The 18,270-nt window shown below is 74.4% G+C and carries 14 protein-coding genes and 1 pseudogene; 9 read left to right on the top strand and 6 right to left on the bottom strand.

Annotated features, from left to right (window positions below):
• Positions 1–12: 12 nt before the first annotated feature.
• Both ABTZ03_RS29620 and ABTZ03_RS29625 read right to left on the bottom strand, forming a co-directional pair.
• Entirely contained in the window at positions 13–1,110 is a 1,098-nt protein-coding gene (locus tag ABTZ03_RS29620; protein WP_350516175.1) for a sugar ABC transporter substrate-binding protein, read from the bottom strand.
• A 145-nt stretch (positions 1,111–1,255) separates the two neighbouring features.
• Positions 1,256–2,512, bottom strand: coding sequence for an RNA-guided endonuclease InsQ/TnpB family protein (locus ABTZ03_RS29625; protein WP_350516176.1), 1,257 nt, complete (start codon positions 2,510–2,512; stop codon positions 1,256–1,258).
• Between the two features lie 154 nt (positions 2,513–2,666).
• Between ABTZ03_RS29625 and ABTZ03_RS29630 the strand changes: the two are divergent.
• Positions 2,667–2,981, top strand: a pseudogene (locus tag ABTZ03_RS29630) (MBL fold metallo-hydrolase); the annotation flags it as partial.
• Between the two features lie 76 nt (positions 2,982–3,057).
• Here the strand turns inward: ABTZ03_RS29630 and ABTZ03_RS29635 are convergent.
• From ABTZ03_RS29635 to eccCa, 4 genes are all read right to left on the bottom strand, one after another.
• On the bottom strand, positions 3,058–3,423 hold the full coding sequence (locus ABTZ03_RS29635) for a hypothetical protein (protein ID WP_350516177.1): 366 nt from the start codon (positions 3,421–3,423) through the stop codon (positions 3,058–3,060).
• A 177-nt stretch (positions 3,424–3,600) separates the two neighbouring features.
• Positions 3,601–4,053 (bottom strand): hypothetical protein, encoded by a 453-nt coding sequence (locus tag ABTZ03_RS29640; RefSeq protein WP_350516178.1) that lies wholly within the window; start codon positions 4,051–4,053, stop codon positions 3,601–3,603.
• Positions 4,050–6,629, bottom strand: a complete 2,580-nt coding sequence (locus ABTZ03_RS29645; RefSeq protein ID WP_350516179.1) for a hypothetical protein — start codon at positions 6,627–6,629, stop codon at positions 4,050–4,052. The genes ABTZ03_RS29640 and ABTZ03_RS29645 overlap by 4 nt, the downstream gene beginning before the upstream one ends.
• Positions 6,626–10,645 (bottom strand): type VII secretion protein EccCa, encoded by a 4,020-nt coding sequence (gene eccCa, locus ABTZ03_RS29650; RefSeq protein ID WP_350516180.1) that lies wholly within the window; start codon positions 10,643–10,645, stop codon positions 6,626–6,628. Before eccCa ends, ABTZ03_RS29645 begins: the two co-directional genes overlap by 4 nt.
• Positions 10,646–10,911: 266 nt before the next feature.
• Here eccCa and eccD point away from each other — a divergent pair, with 266 nt between their 5' ends.
• The 8 genes from eccD to ABTZ03_RS29690 all read left to right on the top strand — a co-directional run bounded on the left by eccD (position 10,912) and on the right by ABTZ03_RS29690 (position 18,212).
• Positions 10,912–12,315, top strand: coding sequence for a type VII secretion integral membrane protein EccD (gene eccD, locus ABTZ03_RS29655; protein ID WP_350516181.1), 1,404 nt, complete (start codon positions 10,912–10,914; stop codon positions 12,313–12,315).
• Positions 12,316–12,374: 59 nt separating this feature from the next.
• Positions 12,375–13,823 carry a type VII secretion protein EccB gene (gene eccB, locus ABTZ03_RS29660; protein WP_350516182.1) on the top strand — a complete coding sequence of 483 codons (1,449 nt, stop codon included), beginning with the start codon at positions 12,375–12,377 and terminating at the stop codon, positions 13,821–13,823.
• Between the two features lie 100 nt (positions 13,824–13,923).
• The gene (locus tag ABTZ03_RS29665) at positions 13,924–14,259 is read left to right on the top strand and encodes a hypothetical protein (protein WP_350516183.1); all 336 of its coding nucleotides are present in this window, start codon (positions 13,924–13,926) and stop codon (positions 14,257–14,259) included.
• Between the two features lie 50 nt (positions 14,260–14,309).
• Positions 14,310–14,597: a hypothetical protein gene (locus ABTZ03_RS29670; protein WP_350516184.1), complete on the top strand. Its 288-nt coding sequence runs from the start codon at positions 14,310–14,312 to the stop codon at positions 14,595–14,597.
• Positions 14,597–15,067, top strand: coding sequence for a hypothetical protein (locus tag ABTZ03_RS29675; RefSeq protein ID WP_350516185.1), 471 nt, complete (start codon positions 14,597–14,599; stop codon positions 15,065–15,067). Before ABTZ03_RS29670 ends, ABTZ03_RS29675 begins: the two co-directional genes overlap by 1 nt.
• A 54-nt stretch (positions 15,068–15,121) precedes the next feature.
• Positions 15,122–17,404: a WXG100 family type VII secretion target gene (locus ABTZ03_RS29680; protein WP_350516186.1), complete on the top strand. Its 2,283-nt coding sequence runs from the start codon at positions 15,122–15,124 to the stop codon at positions 17,402–17,404.
• Positions 17,405–17,449: 45 nt separating this feature from the next.
• Positions 17,450–17,917 carry a YbaB/EbfC family nucleoid-associated protein gene (locus ABTZ03_RS29685; protein ID WP_350516187.1) on the top strand — a complete coding sequence of 156 codons (468 nt, stop codon included), beginning with the start codon at positions 17,450–17,452 and terminating at the stop codon, positions 17,915–17,917.
• Positions 17,910–18,212 (top strand): hypothetical protein, encoded by a 303-nt coding sequence (locus ABTZ03_RS29690; protein ID WP_350516188.1) that lies wholly within the window; start codon positions 17,910–17,912, stop codon positions 18,210–18,212. The genes ABTZ03_RS29685 and ABTZ03_RS29690 overlap by 8 nt, the downstream gene beginning before the upstream one ends.
• Positions 18,213–18,270: the final 58 nt, after the last annotated feature.

The raw sequence follows: 18,270 nt of genomic DNA on the forward strand, positions 1-18,270 counted from the left end.
GGGAGGCGGGGGCTACTTGAGGCCGGCGGCGGTGCAGGCGGCGGCGTAGTCGGCGGTGCAGATGTCGGAGGCCTTGTAGAGGCCGTCGGCGATCACGGTCTGGGCGATGTTGGCCTTGGTGACGACCTTGGCGTCCAGCAGCTTGGCGGGGATGTTCTTGTCGGTGGAGCTGTCGACGGTGGTGGTGGCCACGGACTTGACGTCCTTGCCCTGGAGCAGGTCGACGGCCAGTTCAGCGGCGGTGTCGGCGAGCGGCCGGTAGGCCTTGTAGATCGTGAAGGCCTGGTCGCCGTTGACGATGCGCTGGATGGCGTCCAGGCCGGCGTCCTGGCCGCCGACGGGGACCTTGATGCCGGAGCCCTGGAGCTGGGTGATGATGGCGCCGGCCATGCCGTCGTTGGCGGAGTAGACGGCCTGGAAGCCGTTCTTGCCGAGCTGGGTGACGGCGGCGGCGGCCTTCTGGCCGGCGACGATCGGGTCCCACTGCCCGGACTGCTCGTAGACGACCTTCTTGATCTTCCCGTCCAGGACCTTGTGGGCGCCGGTCTTGAACTGGGCGGCGTTGGGGTCGGCCTCGTCGCCGTTGATCATGACGATGTTCGCGTCCGGGGCCTGCGGTCCGAGCGCGTCCAGCAGTGCCTGGCCCTGGAGTTCGCCGACCTTCTCGTTGTCGAAGGAGGCGTAGGCGGCGACCGGGCCGGTGGCCAGGCGGTCGTAGGCGACGACCTTGACGCCCTTGGCGGCGGCCTCCTGCACCCAGCCCTGGGTGGATTCGGCGTTGTAGGCGTCCAGGATGATCACCTTGACGCCCTGGGCGAGGAGGGTGTCGAACTGCTGCTTCTGCTTGGCGGCGCTGCCCTGGGCGTTGTTGTAGAGCACCTTGCAACTCGCGCACAGGGACTTGACCTTGGCCTCGATGAACGGCCGGTCGAAGGACTCGTAGCGCACCGAGGAGGCGTTCTCGGGCAGCAGCAGGCCGATCGAGGTGGTGTCGCCGGAGGCGGCGGAGTCCTTCTTGTCGCCGCCGGCCTTGCCGCAGGCGGCGGTCATGGAAAGGGCCAGCGCGAGGCCGGCGGTCGAGACGATGACGCGACGCAGTCGTGCGTTCATGCGGGATGCCTCTCCCTGGTGGCCGCCGCGGCGGTGCGGCGGGGGTGGGGGGAGTTAAACCTGACCGCGTACATGGCGTCAAGAAGTAAAACCAGACTCGGAGGGCTTCGCCTCTATTCGTTATCTTCTTGGCATCCTTCCCCGGCTAGGGCCGGGGGATTCCGGCCGCGCCGGCCGTATGGGGCGGTGCTCCCGTGCGGCTGGCGTTCCGGTGGGTTCCTCGTTCAACGGGGCGTGCCTGGTGCGGGATTGCCGCACCAGGACTGACCGGCCCTCCAGAGGCGTTTAGCCTGTCCGCCTGCCCGGCGGCCAGGATGTTTCGAGCAGCATTGAGGTCACGGTCATGGAGAACGCCGCACCCACCACAGGCCCATTGCCTTACCTGCAGGGGTTTGGGGCCGTCGCGGTGTCCGCAGTCCGCACACAACTGCGAGGACGGGAAGGCACGGTGCACGATCCCGACGTACCGGCCGTACCGGGCGGCCTTGTCTTCGAGCAGGCGCCGGAAGGTGGCCCATCCGGCGTCGTGGACGGATTTGGCCAGGCGACCCCGCGCGAGGCCGCGTACGTTCAGGTCCTCCAGGTAGACGGCTTGGTTCTCGCCGATCAGCCTGGTGGTCCGCTTGTGCAGCCAGTCCATGCGGGTGTCGGCCACCTTGGCATGTGCCTTGGCGACCCTCCTGTGGGCCTTGGCCCGGTTCTTGCTGCCCTTGGCCTTGCGGGACAATTCCCGCTGAGCGGCCCTGAGCTTCTTCTCCGCCCTGCGGAGAAAGCGTGGGTTGTCGATCACGTCGCCGTTTGACAGGACGGCGTACGTGGTCAGGCCCAGATCGATCCCCACCTCGGCCGGAACTTCCGGCAGGTGTGATGGTTCGACGTCCACCACGAAAGAAGCATGGTAGCGGCCGGCCGGATCGAGCACGATGGTCACCGACGACGGTTCGGCCGGAAGATTCCGGGACCACTTCACCCGCACGTTGCCGATCTTCGCCAGGTTCAGCTTCCCGTTGCCCCGGATGCGGAATCCATTGCGAGTGAACCGCAGGCTCTGCCGCGAGTGCTTACGGGACTTGAAGACAGGCAGGCCGACCCGCCGCCCGGCGCGCTTGCCGGACACCGAGTCGAAGAAGTTCCGGTACGCGGCGTCCAGATCCCGAAGGGACTGGATCAGCGGGTCGACACCCACCGTCGCCAGCCATGCCCGTTCGGCAGTCTTCCTCGCCGCTGTGATGACCAGCTTCTGCAGATCGGTGCTCTTGGGATACGGCAGACCGGCCTGGCGGGCTTCCTTCCTCACCGCGAGGGCATCGTTGTACACCACCCGGGCGCAACCGAACGTCCGGGCGAGCGCCACGCGCTGACTCGGTGTCGGATACAGGCGGTACGAGTACCTCAGATGCACACGACCAAACTACCGGGTGCCAATGACAACAACTCAGGTCCTAGCCGCCGGAGGAGTCCGCCGCTTTCCGCCGCCGCCCACGGCGACCCCCGCCGACGGCTCCTACCGGCGCCCTGCAGGCCTGGGCTGCCCGTTCTGACGGGCGCACCGTCCTGGTGGACACCGCATCGGCGCCGGCCTCGTCCTGGAGGAGACCCCCGGCCACACCCCCGGCTCCTCGGTGCTGCGCCTGGCCAGCGGCGGCGGGGGCGCGGTGTTCGTCGGCGACCTGCTGCATTCGCCGGTCCAGCTGGCCCACCCCGCCTGCAACAGCTGCTTCTGCCTGGACGCGGCCGCCGCGGCGGCCAGCCGGCTGCGGATCCTCCAGCGGGCCGCCGACGAGGGGGAGTTGGTGGTCCCCGCGCACTTCGCCGGCCCCGGCCTGACCCGGGTGCGGCGCTCCGGGGCCGGCTTCACGCCCGTGCGCTGAGGACGGACCGGGGATGGAAGGGGTGCCCGCCGTTCCCCCGACCGCGGCGGGCACCCCGGCTCGTTCCGACCGTCCGTCAGGGACGGTCGAGGGTGATGGAGTTGATCGGGCCCAGGTCGTAGTAGACGCCGTTCTGGGCCGGGATGTCGTACACGCAGTCGCCGCCGCCGGAGGCCCGGCACAGGTGCGCGTGGGCGCCCCCGGTCTGGTTGTTCAGCACCCAGTGGTTGCCGTACTGGCCCTGCAGGTTGTGGGCGCCGTAGCTCCAGTACACGGCGGAGGGGGAGGAGGCCGGGTTCTGGTCCTGCGGGTAGACGCACACGGCGCCCGAGGGGCAGCCCGCCCAGGAGCCGTCGGCGGCGCCGGCACTGCCGACGCCCACCGTGGTCAGCGCGGCGGCCGAGAGTCCGATCGCGGCCAGGGTACGGGTGATCCTGCGCATGGGTGGTTCTCCCTTGCTGGTGGAGGCCCCGACGTGGGGTCGGGACCGGTGCTCGCCAGCCTAGGAACGCGCGGGCGGCCACGGTCCCTGACATCCGACAGGGGCGCGCCGCCGCGCCGCGGGCGCCGGGGTGCGGTAAGGGCGACTGCTACGGGTGCGGCCGTCCCCGGGCCGCGCTCACGGCTTCGGGGACCGGTAGCCGGCCCCCGCGGCCTCGATGTGCGCGAGCAGGGCCGCCCCGGCGAGATTGACGAACAGGTCGACGACGACCTCCTCGCCCTCCCAGCGGCCGCGCTCCGAGACGGCCAGGCCGATCAGGGCCAAGTCACCTGCCTGGCCGCGCAGTTCGTACTGCTCGCGGGTCTCCTCGTCGAGGTCGCCCTCGTCGTCGCGGTCCCAGGCGGCCACCGCGGCCCGGGCCAGCGCCCCGGGCAGGCGCACCGTGACCCGGTCGGCCTGGGCGTCGACGTGCTCGCCGATCGCCGCCAGCAGCTTCGCGTCCTGCCGGTAGAGGGCGTACCGCTCCGTGTCCGGCACGGGCGCGCAGCCCGGGTGGCCGCAGGCCGGGAGGCCGGCCGCGGGGCCGGTCGCGTCCGGCTGCACCGGATCGTCCCCCGCCTGCGCGCTCACAGCGCCACCCCGGGGGTCAGGAGCAGCCGTTCGGGGCGGGCCGGGGCGCGCAGGCGCTCGGCGGGCAGCCGGTCGCGGCGCTCCTGCCAGGCGAGCAGCCGGGCCCGGTCCTGCTCGTCCCCGGCCGCGTCCGGAACGGACGCCGGGCCGGCCTCGCGCAGCAGCACCCGGGCCGGGCGGTCCTCCTCGCCGGGCAGCACGTCCAGCACCGTGAAGCAGGTCCCGGGCGGGAACACCACCTCCGGGTCCCCGGCCTCGGCGATCGCCGACGTCCGGCGGCCGGTCGCCGACCACACCAGGAACTCCACGGCCGTCCCCGGCACCACCTCCGGCTCCGCCGTCCCCACCACCGGCGCGGGCTCCACCAGCCGCACACCGCGCGCGTACTGACCCAGCACCTCCTCGTCCGCCTCGGCGCCCAGCAGCACCGCACCCCGGTGGTTGGGCAGCCGGCGCAGCCCCGAGCCCAGACAGGCCAGGTACGGGGCCAGCGGCCCGGTGCCGGGGGCGCAGCGGCGGGCCGCCGCCACCAACTCGGCGCGGTGGACGGGCAGTCCGGTGTCGATGTGGTGCAGGTGGACCGCCGCGAGGTCCTCCTTCAGATCCTCGCGGTCCTGGGTGCGCAGCGCCGGCATCCGCAGCGCGGCCTGCTCGGCCCGGCTGGCGTAGCGGTGGAAGTGCGTGCCCAGCAGGGCCCGGAAGGCCGCCCGTTCGGCGGGCGTGGACACCCGCCTGGGGGTGGTGGCGGCGGTGGTCGGTACGAGGAGCCGGGGAGCGGCGGGGGTCTCGGGGGTCTCGGGGGTCTCGGGGTCGGCCGGGTCCGGGTCCGGGACGGGGACGGGGGCCGGGGTGTCGGGTGTGCCGGTGCTCTCGACGGCGGTCGTCGGTGCGGTGGCGGGGGTGAGCGGCTCCGCCGGGGGAGGCGTCCCGGTGTCGGTGTCGGTGTCGATGTCGGTGTCGCTTCCGGTGGCGGGATCGGCCTGCGGGGCTTGCGGGGAACGGGAGTTGGCGGCCTCGGGGGCTACGGGGGAAGGGGAGTCGGGTGCGCCGGGGAGGAGCAGGCGCGGGGTCGGGGTGCCCGGGGTGGTGAGGGCGGACAGCAGGTCGTCCAGGACGTCGAGCACCTCGGCGGGTGCCGTCCGGTCGGCCGAGCCCGCGATGAGGGTCGGCCGGTCCGGGGCCGGGTCGAGCAGCCGGGGGCCGCGGTCGTGCGGTGTCTCCTCGGGGCGCAGCCACAGTCCGGCGGGGACCGCCTCCAGGCGCCAGCCCGCGACGGGTGCCTGGTGGAGCGCGGGTCCGCAGGCGGCGAAGGCCGAGGGGAGCGGGCGCCAGGCGGAGGCGATCACGCGGCCGAGTTCGGGGCAGGCGGTCAGTTCGGTCAGCCACGGCTCCCAGGCCGGGGCCGCGTCGGCGGTCAGGACCAGCGAGGAGCAGCCGTGCGCGGTGCGGGTCGGCAGGCCGACGGCGGCCCGGACCTCGCGGCCCAGTTCCGCCGCGAGTTCGCCGGCCAGGGCGACGAGTTCCGGGACGGTGGCCCAGGGCGCGCTGATCAGCGGGTCGGCCGGGGAGGGCCCGGGCCCGTCCGGTCGGGCGGCCAGGGCGGCGGCCACCTCGGCGACCGGGGGCAGCGGGACACCCGGGCGGCCCACCACCAGGACGGGCGTGCCGGGTACCGACTCGGCACCCAGCAGCGCGGCCGGCGGGACGACCGGGGCGGGGCCGCCGTGGAACCAGCGGCCGTGCGGCAGCACGGCCGTCAGCTCCGGGGCCGTCTCGGGCGCCGCCGGTTCCGGGATCGGCGCGTTCGTCGGCGCGTTCGTCGGCACCGACGGCGCTGGGCTCACCCGGCCCGGCACCACGGCGGGTGCCGGCCCGGCGGGCAGTGCTGCCGATGCCGCCTCGGGCGCCGAAGGCGCGCGGCCCGCCTCCGGCACGGCCGGGCCCGCCGGTACCCCCGCCGTCGCCGGCACACCCCCCGCTGTCGCCGTCGCCGTCGCCGCCGCCGCCCGGCCGCGTGCCGCGCCCGTTCCCGGCAGCGGCCACACCGCCCCGAGGCGGCGGGTGCGTCCGTCCGGGGTGAACAGCCACCAGGAGGACGGTGCGCCGTCCGGATCGCCCGTGGTGAGCAGGGTCCCGTCGGGGCGCAGGGTGACGAGCCCGTCCGGGGCGACGATGCTGGTGGCGGCCAGTTCGGCGATCCGCTGGGCGGGGCGGGGCCCGGGCCCGGCCGCGGCGGCGAGGCCGGAGGCGGCCAGGACCAGGGTGGCGGCCTTGCGGGCGGCGGCGGTGCGGGCCAGTTCGTCGAGCCGGCCGAGCAGCACGGGCTGCGCGTCGGCGGCCGCTGCCAGCACAGTGACGGTGCCGACCACGGGCGTCAACGCGGCCAGCGCGTCGGTGAGTTCGGCGGGCAGCGGCACCGGGTCCGGGCCGTCCGGGCCGTCGGCGGCGCCGGGTCCGATGACGAAGTGCGGGCCCACCTCGTGCAGGGTCGCCGCGGGCGCCGGGGCGCCGTCGCCCCCGGTGCGGCGGCGCGGCAGCCAGCGCCGCGTCCCGGGGGCCTGTCCGGTGATGCTCAACGTCCCGACCCCCCGCCCACGCCGCCGCCCGCGTCGCCCGCACCGTCGTCCCCGCCGTCGTCCAGCAGCGCGGTCTGCACCAGCACCGTGCGCCGCCGGGTGACGTGCAGCGCCCGCCCCGGGGGCAGCACCCGGGGCTTGGTGTTGCCGAACAGGAAGCCCTCGCTCGGCGGGCAGGACAGCAGCAGCGCCGGGGTGTTGACCTCCTCCAGCTTGCGCAGCAGCTGGTCGGAGGAGGCCCGCCCGACGCCGTTGGCGCTGCGCGCCACGATCAGGTGCAGGCCCAGTTCGGCGCCCTGCGCCAGGTAGTCCAGCAGCGGCGCGAACGGGTGGGCGGCGCTGCCGGGGGAGCCGGCGACCAGCTCGTAGTCGTCGACCAGGATGAACAGCTCCGGGCCCTCCCACCAGTCCCGCAGCCGCAGCCGCTCCGGCGGGATGTCCGCCCCGGGCAGCCGGTTGGCCATCGCCCGCGCCGCGCCGTCGACGATCTGGCGCAGCACGTCCACCGCGACCGCGTGCCCGAGCCGGTACTCCTGGGGCACCGCGCCCTGCAGCACCCGCCGGTAGTCGACCAGCATGATCCGCGCCTGGTCGGGCCGGTAGGCGGAGGTGATGCCGGCCGCGACCAGCTTCAGCAGGTTGGTCTTGCCGGCCTCGCTGTCGCCGACCACCACCAGGTGCGCCGACTCCTCGAAGTCGTGCCACAGCGGCGCCATCGAGACGTCCTGCAGGCCCAGCGGCACCCGCAGCCGGCCCTCGGCGGCGGGCAGCGCCGCCGAGGACAGGTGCAGCGGCAGCATCCGCACCTCGGGGGCGCGCGGGCCGCTCCAGTGCTCGGCGACGGAGTCGACCAGGTCCGCGACGCCCTCGCCGAGGTCCTCGGTGGCGCCGTTGCCGTCCAGCCGGGGCAGCGCGGTCAGGAAGTGCAGCTCCTCACCGGTCAGGCCGCGGCCGGGGATCTTGGGCACGGTCGCCGCCACCCGCATCCCGATCGCGGAGTCCACCGGGTCGCCCAGCCGCAGTTCGAAGCGGGTGCCCAGCAGGTCGCGCAGCGCGCCGGTGACCTCGCCCCAGCGGGTGGTGCCCACGATCAGGTGGATGCCGTAGTTGAGGCCGCGCTGGGCGATCAGGGTCAGCGCCGGCGCCAGGTCCGCGAACTCCTGGCGCACGGTGTTCCAGCCGTCGACGACCAGGAACACGTCGCCGTGGGTCTCCTCGGGCAGTTCCCCCGCGGCCAGCGCCCGCCGGAACGCCGCCACCGAGTCGATGCCCCGCTCGGCGAAGCGCTGCTCGCGCCGGGCCAGGATCGCGTTGACCTCCGCGACCGTGCGCACCACCCGCTCCGGGTCGTGCCGCCCGGTCACCCCGCCCATGTGCGGCAGGCCGCGCAGCGAGGACAGCGTGCCACCACCGAAGTCCAGGCAGTAGAACTGCACTTCGCGCGGGGTGTGGGTGAGCGCCAGGGCGGCCACCAGGGTCCGCAGCAGGGTCGACTTGCCGCTCTGCGGCCCGCCCGCCACGCCCACGTGCCCGTCCGCCCCCGACAGGTCGGCCACCAGCAGGTCGCGCACCTGGTGGAACGGGCGGTCCACCACGCCCACCGGCACCCGCAGGCCGCCCCGGCCCGGATCGGCCTCCGTGGTCAGCCCGAACACCGCGTCCGGCGCCAGCGGCGGCAGCAGCTGGTCCAGGGTCGGCGGCACCCCCAGCGGCGGCAGCCACACCTGGTGGGCCGGCGGCCCGGCGTCCACCAGCTTCTCGGCCGCGATCGCCAGCAGACTGCGGCTCTCCGACACCTCCTCGACCTCCGGCTCGGTCGGCAGCGCGACCGGCTGACGCGGCGCCACGTACCCCGTCCCGTACACCGCGACCTGCCCCGCCGCCGCCTGCCGGCGCACCGCCGCCGGACGCGGCGCCCGGTACGGGCCGGAGACGTACGCCGCCTTGAACCGGGTCAGCGTCGCGATGTCGCTGCGCAGGAACCCGTTGCCCGGCTGCGAGGGCAGGTGGTACGCGTCCGGCACCCCCAGCACCCCCCGGCTCTCCATCGCCGAGAACGTCCGCAGGCCGATCCGGTACGACAGGTGCGACTCCAGGGCGTGCATCCGCCCCTCGTCCAGGCGCTGCGAGGCCAGCAGCAGGTGCACCCCCAGCGAACGCCCCAGCCGCCCGATCATGATGAACAGGTCCATGAAGTCCCGGTGCGCGGCCAGCAGTTCGGAGAACTCGTCGACCACCACGAACAGCGTCGGCAGCGGCTCCAGCACCGCCCCGCCGGCCCGGGCGCTCTCGTACTCCAACAGCGAACTGTAGTTGCCCGCCGAGCGCAGCAGCTCCTGACGGCGCACCAGCTCCCCGTGCAGCGCGTCGCGCATCCGGTCCACCAGCGCCGCCTCGTCGGCCAGGTTGGTGATCACCGCCGAGGTGTGCGGCAGCCGGTCCAGCCCCAGGAACGTCGCCCCGCCCTTGAAGTCCACCAGCACGAAGTTCAGCACCTCGGAGGAGTGCGTCAGCGCCAGCGCCAGCACCAGCGTGCGCAGCAGCTCCGACTTGCCCGAACCGGTCGCCCCGATCAGCATCCCGTGCGGCCCCATGCCGCCCTGCGCCGACTCCTTGATGTCCAGCTCCACCGGCGCACCGTCCCCGGCGATCCCCAGCGGCACCCGCAGCCGCCCCGCACCCCCGCGCCCGGCCCAGCCCAGCGCCACGTCGTGCCCGTGCAGGTCGCGGATGCCCAGCAGCGACGCCAGGTCGAAGTCCCCGGCCAGCGGCTCACCGGCCTCCGACTGGTCCCCGATCCGGTACGGCGCCATCAGCGCGGCCAGCCGCCGCGCCGCGGCCTGCGACAGGGCGTCGGGGCGCCCCAGGTCGGTCGACTCGTCCCGGTGGTTGCGGTCCGCCCCCACCATCGCCAGAGCGCCGTCCTCGATCCGCAGCCGCAGCCGGTGCCGCAGCGGCTTCCACTCCAGCGCCTCGCCCAGGTCCAGCAGCACCGCGTTGCGCCAGCCCGCCAGCGCCGCCCGGCTGCCCGCACCCACCGCCACCCCGTCCAGCACCACCACCGTGAACGGCTCGTCCCGCCCCGGCTGCGCCTCCGGCTCCCACGGCCCGCGCCCCGCGAACTCCGCCCCCAGCACCTGCTCCAGCTCCGCCACCGACCCCGCCACCAGCCGCACCGGCCCCAGCGCGTCGGTGTCCACCGGGTGCAGCGCGTGCGGCAGCCACTTCGCCCACTCCCACCGCCCCCGCTCCTGCGCCCCGCACACCACCGCGATCCGCAGCTCGTCCGGCGCATGGAACAACGCCAGCTGCGCCAGCATCGCCCGCACCAGCGCCCGCCCGGCCTCCGGCTCGTCACAGCGCACCAGCACCTGGGCGTACCCGCGCACGTACACCGCGATCGGCTGGTCCGCGACCGTGCCGTAGGCGTGGATGAACCGGCGCAACGCGTGCGCGCACAACGGCTCCAGGTCCTCCACCGGCTTGGTCGCCAGCGGCGCCAGCCGCACCGCCAGGCGCTGGTGCCCCAGCCCGATCCGCACGTCACCGAAGTCCGGGTGCGCGCTGCGCCGCTCCCACAGCCGCGAGGTGCGCACCAGCGAGGCCAGCGACCCCGGCGCCGGATGCCGCCACGCCAGCGCCTCCTGCTGGCGCACGACGTGCGCGCGCACCTGCCGGCGCATCTGCGCCAGGTAGCGCAGGTAGTCCCGCCGCTCGGCCCGCAACTCCCGCTTGCGGTCGCTGGACCCGCGGATCAGCGAGGTCACCAGCATGCCCACCGCGGACAGGCCCATCATGCCCATCGCCACGTACGTCATGACCCCGCCGCCCTCGCCCGGGCGCAGCACCACGAACACCATCGACAGCGAACTCAGCGCCATCGGCGCCATCGAGATCATGCTGGACATGCCGCTCTGCGACTCCGGCAGCGCCGGCGGCTCCTGCAACTGGATCTCGCCGTCCGGCATCGCCGGCCCGGGACGCCGCGGCGGACGGTCGACCAGCACCACACTCAACGAACGCGCTCCTCGGACCCGGGGGGACGGCCGCACGGCCCGGCTCTCGGGCCGCCGTCCTTCAGGACCACGGCCACCGCCCCGCCCCGGGTTCAACCCGCCCGTACGGCCCCGGGCCCACCCCCGCCGGATCCACCCCCGCACGAGCGGCGAAACCCGAGCTGAACCCCGCGGCCGCCACCGCCCGTCCCCCCAGAGGGAGAACGCTGCGCGGACGGCGGAACCGACCCGCAGCCAGCAAGACCTACGGCCAGGACCGTACGGACGTGAGGAGAACCTTGAACGGGAGCGCCAACGGAGCCGCCGTCACCGGGCAGTGCCGACTCCGGTTCCACGCACCCGACGCGGTGTTCGAACTCGTCGTCCCCGCGGACGTCCCGCTCGCCGACCTGCTGCCCGCCGTCCTCGACCACGCCGGCGACGACCTCGACGAACAGGGCACCGAACACGACGGCTGGATCCTCCAACGCCTCGGCCACCCCCCGCTGGACGAGGAACTCGGCGCCGACGCCCTCGACCTCCACGACGGCGAGGACCTCTACCTGCGCCCCCGCCGCGACCCCCTGCCCGAGGTCCACTACGACGACCTGCCCGACGGCGTGGCCACCGGCATGCGCGAACGCCCCGACACCTGGCGCCCCGCCCTCACCCACCACACCGCCCTCGCCCTGGCCGTCACCGCCCTGGCCGGCGGCCTGGCCCTGCTGCTGCAGCCCGGCCCCGAGCACCTGCGCGCCGGCGCCGCCGCCGTCACCGGCCTGCTCCTGCTGTTCGGCGCCCTCAGCGCCTCCCGCGCCGTCGGCGACGCCGGCGCCGGCACCGCCCTGGGCGCCACCGCCGTGCCCTACCTCGCCCTGGCCGGCGCCCTGCTCACCACCGGCGCAGGCCCCTCCGCCACCGGAGCCCGCCTGCTCGCCGGCGGCTGCGCCGCGGCCGGAGCCGCCACCCTGGCGCTGGCCGCCGTCGGCTGCGCCGCCCCGCTCTTCCTCGGCCTGCTCCTGCTCGCCCTGCACGTCACCGCCGCCGGCGCCCTGCTGCTCGCCGGCCTCACCCCGCCCGCCACCGCCGCCGTCCTCGCCGTCGCCCCCGTGGCCACCGCCGCCTTCCTGCCCGGCCTGTGCTTCCGCCTGTCCGGACTGCGCCTGCCCGCCCTGCCCCGCAACGCCGAGGAACTCCAGGAAGGCATCGAAGCCGTCCCCGCCACCGCCGTGCGCACCCGCAGCACCGTCGCCGACGGCTACCTGACCGCCTTCCACCTCGCCCTCGCCCCCGTCCTCGCCCTCGCCCTGACCGTCCTCACCGGCCAGGACGGCTGGGCCCCCGCCGCCCTGACCTGCGCCCTGTCCGTGCTGCTCCTGCTGCACGCCCGCGGCATCGGCTCCATCCCCCAGCGCCTGGCCGTCCTGACCCCCGGCGTCCTGGGCCCCGCCCTGCTCACCGCCCACCTCGCCGCCGCCCAGAGCCCCGCCGCCCGCATCGGCCTGCTCGCCGCCCTGCTCGCCGCCGCCGCCCTGCTGGCCGCCGCCTCCTGGACCGTCCCCGGCCGGCGCCTGCTGCCCTACTGGGGACGCGCCGCCGACCTGCTGCACACCCTCGCCGCCGTCGCCGTCCTGCCGCTCGCCCTCGCCGCGGCCGGCGCCTACCACGGGCTGCGCGCCCTGGGCGGCTGACCGCCCGTCACCCTCCGTACGCCCCGCCCCGAACCCGCCGCCCGAGGAGAACCACCGCCATGCAGTCGAAGCGCGACCAGGTGCAGGCCCACCTGTTCGTGATGGGCCGCCTCGCCACCGGCATGCTCCGCGGCGAACCCGACGCCCCCGACGCCCCCACCGGGCGCACCTCCCGCGGCATCGCCACCGGCCTGCTCGTCGCCGCCCTCGCCTGCCTGATCGCCGCCGTCTACGGCTTCATGGTCCCCGGCGGCGCCACCGGCTGGAAGAAACCCGGCACCCTCGTCCTGGTCAAGGAGAGCGGCGCCCGCTACCTCTACCTCGACGGCACCCTCCACCCCCTGCTCAACGAGGCCACCGCCCGCCTGCTCGCCGGTGACCGGCTCACCGTCGACCAGGTCAGCAGCCGCTCCCTGGACGGCACCCCGCGCGGCACCCCGCTCGGCATCCCGGGCGCCCCCGACGGCCTGCCCCTGCCCGACCGCCTCGCCACCGCCCCCTGGCTCGCCTGCGCCACCCAGCGCCCCGACCCCTCCGGCACCCGCCGCCCCCGCCTCGCCCTCGCCGTCGACCCCGCCACCCACGGCACCGCCCTCACCGACGACCAGGCCCTGCTGGTCACCGCCCCCGACGACGCCCAGTACCTGCTGTGGCACGGCCGCCGGCTGCGCCTGGACACCCACGGCGGCGCCCGCCAGGCCCTCGGCCAGGCCGCCGCCACCGCCCAGCCCGTCACCCAGGCCTTCCTCAACGCCCTGCCCGCCGGCCCCGACCTCGCCGCCCCCGACCTCGACCAGCGCGGCACCCCCGGCCCCGACCTGGCCGCCCGCCCCACCCGCATCGGCCAGCTCTTCACCGGCCCCGGCGGCGACTCCTACCTGCTCACCGGCGCCGGACTCGCCCCGCTCACCCCGATGGCCCGTCAACTCCTGCTCTCCGACCCCCGCACCCAGCAGAGCGCCTACCAGGGCGCCGCCGCCACCCCCGCCGCGATCGGCGCCGCCGACCTCGCCGCCCACAGCGCACCCCCCGCCCCCGCCCCGCCGGCCGCCGCCGCCCTGCCCGCCACCGTGCCCGAACTCCTCACCGCCCCCCAGGGCCGCGACGTCTGCGCCGAACTGCACCCCGGCGACGGCGCCCCCACCACCACCCTCGCCCTCGTCGACGACAGCGCCGTCCAGGGCCCCGCCCCCACCGCCCAGCCCGGCATCGAGGCCGCCTGCACCCCCGCCGACACCATCGCGGTGCGCCCCGGCGGCGGCGCCCTGGTACGCGCCCTGTCCACCGCCGGCACCGGCGCCACCCTCTACCTGGTCACCGACACCGGGGTGAAGTACCCGCTCGCCGCCCCTGCCGTCGCCAAACAGCTCGGCTACGGCGAACTCGCCCCGGCGGGCGTGCCCGCCGCCCTGCTGGCCCTGCTGCCCACCGGCCCCAGCCTCGACCCGGCCGCCCTCACCGGCCCCGCCCCCACCGGCGCCCCGCCGGCACCGCCGTGCCCGCGCTGAACCCGTGTTTCCCGGGTTGAACCCGTACTTCCCGCACGACCGTTGACCTGAAATGAACCCGGCGCAGCCGATGCCCGGGCCCGACCGGAAGGAGCCCCCGATGGCCCCCAGCTTGAAGATCGACGATCCCGACGTCCAGAACCTCCTGGCGACCCTGGAGGGCCACATCGACTCGATGATGCGCTTCGGCGCCCAGGTCGAGGACGTCAACGGCGAGATCCAGCAGCACTTCAGGGCCGCCTGCAGCAGCAAGTACCAGGAGCAGATCGGCTACTGGCAGACGAACTACCAGGCACTCAAGGAGGCCTACCGCACCTTCCACACCACCTTCGGCGACGGCCACCGCCAGATCAGCAACGCCCACGACCAGGCCCTGGAGCTCGGCTCCCACTGGGGCGGCGGCTCCGACGAGGTCTACAAGGGCCTCAACCCCTGAGCACCGCACCACCCCTGACGACCGGACAACCCGAAGGAGAGGAACCCCCGATGGCCGACATCCTGCTCAACCACGCCAACATCGACGACGCCGCCGACGCCCTGACCCAGGCCAGCGCGTCCATGCACACCGCCATGGACGACTGCAAGACCGCCATCACCACCCTCAGCGCCAAGCTCGACGGTGACCTCAAGCACGCCGCCGACGCCCTCTACACGGCGCTCGCCACCCGCAACGAGGACATGAACACCGAGATCAAGGCGGGCGCCGGCGTGCTGCGTGAAATGCACGGCCTGCTGCGCGACGCCGACAAGCGCGGTGCGGCGGGCATCGGCTGATGAGCACGCCGTCCACGGTGCCCGAGGTCGCCACTCTCAGCGTCAACCACGACGACCTGAAGGACTTCGCGTACAAGGTCCTGGCGGCCTGTCTGACCCGACTGGAGAGCGACCCCGGTTTCAAGGCCATGATGGCCTTCGCGGGCAAGAGCGGGGTCGGCAAGGACGCCCTCTTCACCGAGCTGCTGACCGGGCAGTTCGAGAGCGGGATCCACCTGCACGACCTGTTCGCCTCCAACCTGGCCGGCAGCGTGCTGCAGGACTTCACGAAGTTCCACCAGCAGCTGGCCAAGGCCCAGGACGACATCTGGTCCTTCCTGCAGCAGATGGACGCGGCGCACGAGGACGCCCTGACGGCCGCCGAGATGATGCAGATCCTCCAGGACGTCATCGGCGCCGGCAGCGGTGGCGGTGGCGGTGGCGGCGGGGGTGGCGGCGGCGGAGCGGGGGGCGGCGGAGCCGGTCCGTAACCGCCCGCCGCCGGCCCGCCGATCCCCGCACGCCCGACCCCACTGGAGAACCCCGTGACCACCCCGACCCCCTCCCAGGCGACCATCCCCTGGGAGGACATCCTCGCCGCCTTCAACTCCAAGAAGACGCCGGTGGACATCGTCAAGCGGGCGGACGTCGCGGGCGCCAAGGCCGCCCCGTGGCTGACCGGGAGTTTCAGCAACGAGAAGGGGTACTTCGACAACAGTTCGAAGAAGGACAACCCGAACAACCAGAAGACGGGCGCCGACGGGAAGCCGGCCGACGTCTGGTGGGTGATGAACTTCATCGACGGGTACGACGCGCACCACTTCCTGATCTCGATCCACATCGACTACTCGAAGTGGGGCAACGACCCCACCGGCCCGCTGTCCAGGTTCAACTGGCAGAGCGAGGACATCCTGCTGCCGATCCTGCCCGACGCGGACGCGCTGACGGGGGAAAACGTCAGCACCAAGGGCAACGACGTCATCCACCCGCAGAGCCTGCTGGCCGCCTCCACCGCGATCGACGACACCAAGAAGTGGCTGACCGCCCAGAGCAAGGACGCCAAGGACTGGGCCACCAAGATCAATGCCCCGGACAGCAGCTGGGAGGGCGACGCGGCCGGCGAGTTCAAGATGCTCCTGCAGCGCTTCGCCTACGAACTCGACGACCTGAACAACCAGTTGACCGCGACGGACTACGCGTCGATGCTGAAGAAGGCGGCCCACCAGATCGGGGTCACCATCGACGCGCTGCACCGCGCGCGCAATAGCTGGTACGCGGCCGGCTTCCCGTACCAGTGCATCCTGGAGGTCCTGACGGAGGTCATGGCCAAGAGCCCGCCGGCCTGGACCGGGAGCAAGGACGGCTGGAGCTACACCACCGAACTCGGCGACCCGCACACCGACGCCTTCTACACCGCGCTCGACGCCCGGGCCAAGGCCCGGTGGCTGGACAAGGTCTCCACCATGCTCGACATACCCGGCAACGCCACGATGACCGACCTCGGGACCTCCTACCAGCCGCTGATCGGCAAGCTGTACTTCGGGCTGGTGCCGGTCGGGCTCACGCTCCCGCCCAAGGACGCGCCGGACCCCAAGGATGTGCCCAACCCGAAGGACGTGCCCAACCCCAAGGACGTGCCCAACCCGCAGGACGGCGGCTCCGGGGCCGGGGACGGCGGGACCGGGGACGGCGGCGCGGGCGGCGGCAAGCACCAGAACCTGAACCTCGGCGGCCCCCCGCCGCCGCCGGTCATCGGCGGCAGCGGCACCGGCGGCACCGGGGGCGGCACGGGCGCCGGCGGCGGGGACGGCGGCGGAGCCGGCACGCCGATCCGCGACAAGGACGGCAAGCCCCTCCTCGACAAGGACGGCAAGCCGATCCTGCTGCCCCCCGGCGGCTACATCGGCGACGGCGGCAAGGTCTACGACGCCAACGGCAAGGAGGTGCTCGGCAAGGACGGCAAGCCGGTCGTCGTCCCCCCGGGCGCGAACGTGCCGGCGGGCACCGGCGGCGGCGTCTACGGCGCCAACGCCAAGGTGCCCAAGGGCTCGACCGTGCGCGAGGACGGCACGGTGGTCGACGCCGCGGGCAAGCCCGTGCTGGACGCCAACGGCAACCCGTACGTCCTGGAGAAGGGCGGCTCGATCGCCCAGGACGGCACCCTGCTGGGCGCCGACGGCAAGCCGATCCCCGACTACCTCCAGCGCTCCCGCGACCTGCAGAGCGCCTGGAACTCGATGGGCTCCGGCAACGGCGGCGTCGGCACCGGCGGCACCGGGGGGACCGGCGGCACCGGGGGCCTCGGCGGCATCGGCGGCTTCCCGCACGGCTCCTCCACCGACACGCCCTGGACGCTGGACCTCGGCTCCGGCGGCACCGGCAGCTCCTTCACCCCCCTGCCCGGCCTCTTCGGCGGCCTCGGCTCCGGCGGCGGCATCCCGGCCTCCACCGGCTCCGGCGGCGCCTCCGGCCCCCGCATCCTCGGCTCCGGCGCCGGCCTGGGCCCCCACGTCGAGGACAACTTCACCCAGGGGCCCGGCGGCAGGTCCGGCCCCGCGGCGAGCGCGGCCGCCGCCGAGAGCGCCGCCGCGGAGAAGGCCGCCGCCCAGAAGGCCGCCGCGCTGGCCGCCGAGGAGCAGGCCGCCATGCGCGGGCAGTCGGTGTCCACCACCGGCGGCGGCATGCCGATGGTGCCGCCGATGGGCGGCGCGGGCATGGGCGCCGGCGGCCAGGGCGAGAAGGCCCGCCAGCGCACCACCTGGCTGGCCGAGGACGAAGAGGTGTGGGGCACCGACACCGGCGCGGTCAGCGGCGTGATCGGCCGCTGACCGGATGAGGACCGGATGAGGACCGCAGAGCTGAACAGGAGAGACATGTCGTACGCGTTCGAGGACCAACTGAACCAGGCCCTGGCCGACTTGGCGGACCAGCAGGCCAAGCTGGCCGAGTCCACCCGCAGGATGCAGGCGATGACCGCCGAGGCCACCAGCAAGGACCGGATGGTCACCGCGAAGGTCGGCCCGCAGGGCGAACTGCTCGCGCTGAACTTCCACACCACCGCCTACCAGTCCATGGCCCCGGCCGAGTTGAGCGCCCTGCTCAAGGACGTCCTCAACGAGGCCAAGGCCCGGATGGGCGAGCGGATCACCGCCGAGATGCGCAGCTTCGAGGGCGTCGGCCAGAGCCTGCGGATGAACTTCACCGGCGAGCGCGGCGACGAGGACCCGTTCGCGGCCACCGCCGGCCTGGACCTGGAGACGCTGCTCGCCCCGCTCACCGCGATGCGCCCCGGCGCCGGCCGAGGGGCCAAGTCCCACCGACAGGAGGAGTTCAATGGGTGACACGCTGCGCCTGGACGGCGACACCAGGAAGGCGTTCAGCAACTTCGAGGCGGTGTCCGCCCTGGTCACGAAGATCGCCGGGGAGATGGAGGACATCCACACCAAGAACGTCAAGGCCGGCGGCGGCGACGACATCGGCAAGCAGTACCACGACAAGATCGACAAGCCGGCCGATGACCTGTACAAGCTGACGACGGAGATCGGCGCCAAGATCGACGCGATGGCCAAGCACGGCCAGGACACGGTCACCCTCTTCCAGGCCGCCGACCAGCACGGCGTGGACCTGGCGACGTAGCACCCGCCCGCCCGGGTCCGCCCGCCCCCCGCCGTACCGCCAGCCCTTCCCCGCCGTC

Origin of the sequence: Kitasatospora sp. NPDC096077 (genome assembly GCF_040303245.1) — a bacterium.
Taxonomy (GTDB): Bacteria; Actinomycetota; Actinomycetes; order Streptomycetales; family Streptomycetaceae; genus Kitasatospora.